Genomic DNA, 1,391 nt, shown 5'->3' with positions numbered 1-1,391 from the left:
TGGCGGGCTGCGAACTATCTGGCGGTCGGGCAGATCTATCTCATGGCTAACCCGCTGCTGGCCGAGCCGCTGGCGCCTGAGCACATCAAGCCGAGGCTGCTGGGGCATTGGGGGACCACGCCGGGTTTGAACTTCTGCTTCGCGCATCTGAACCGGGTGATCCGGGAGCGTGGTCAGGACATGATCTACATCTGCGGTCCGGGGCACGGCGGTCCGGCGGCGGTCGCGCATGCGTGGCTGGAGGGGACCTACTCCGAGATCTATCCCGAGGTCTCGCGGGACGAGGCGGGGATGCGGCGGCTGTTTCGGCAGTTCTCCTTCCCGGGGGGCATTCCGAGTCATGTCGCTCCGCAGACGCCGGGTTCGATCCATGAGGGTGGTGAGCTGGGGTATGCGCTCGCCCATGCTTACGGCGCGGCCTATGACAATCGGGGTCTGGTGGTGGCGTGTGTGATCGGGGACGGGGAGGCGGAGACGGGTCCGCTGGCCGCGAGCTGGCATTCGAACAAGTTCCTGAACCGGGACAAGGACGGTGTCGTGTTGCCGGTTCTGCATCTGAACGGGTACAAGATCGCGAACCCGGCGGTGCTGGCCAGGATTCCGGAGGGGGAGCTGGTCAAGCTTTTGGAGGGGTACGGGTATCGCCCGCACCTGGTGGCGGGGGACGATCCCGGGGTGATGCACCGGTTGATGGCCGAGACCTTGGAGGTGGTTTTCGATGAGATCGGCGAGTACAAGCGGGGCGGGGAGCGTCGTCTCCCGATGATCGTCCTTCGTACGCCGAAGGGGTGGACCGGGCCGCGTGAGGTGGACGGTGTGCCGGTGGAGGGGACGTGGCGGGCGCATCAGGTGCCGCTGGCGGGGGTCCGGGATGATGCGGGGCATCGGGCGATGCTGGAGGAGTGGATGCGCTCCTACCGGCCGCAGGAGCTGTTCGACGCCCGGGGGAGGCCGAACGCCGAAATTCTGGGTACGGTGCCGGAGGGCCCGCGGCGGATGAGCGCCAGCCCGCACGCCAACGGTGGTGTGGTGTTGCGGCCGTTGGAGCTGCCGGACTTCCGCGGTCATGGGGTGGTGGTGAAGTCGCCGGCGTCTGTTTTCACGGAGCCGACCCGTGTGCTGGGCGGGTTCCTGCGGGATGTGATCGCGGCCAACCGGGATAATTTCCGGTTGATGGGGCCGGATGAGACCGCGTCGAACCGGCTTTCGGCCGTGTTCGAGGTCACCGGTAAGGCATGGGGGGCCGAGGTCCTTGCGACCGACGAGAACCTCTCTCCCGACGGCCGGGTGATGGAGGTGCTGAGTGAGCACCTGTGTCAGGGGTGGCTGGAGGGGTATCTGCTGACCGGCCGGCATGGGCTGTTCAACTGTTATGAGGCGTTCATCCACAT

1 pseudogene is annotated in these 1,391 nt (G+C 66.6%); it reads left to right on the top strand.

The annotated features are described in order from the left end of the window. Positions 1 to 1,391 (top strand): annotated as a pseudogene (locus ABH927_RS34160) (phosphoketolase); the annotation flags it as partial.

This window comes from Planotetraspora sp. GP83 (assembly GCF_041262585.1).
In the GTDB taxonomy this organism is placed as follows: Bacteria; Actinomycetota; Actinomycetes; order Streptosporangiales; family Streptosporangiaceae; genus JAOEGB01.
Note: the sequence above shows the minus strand (reverse complement) of the source record. Positions and strands in the feature narration are given on the sequence as shown.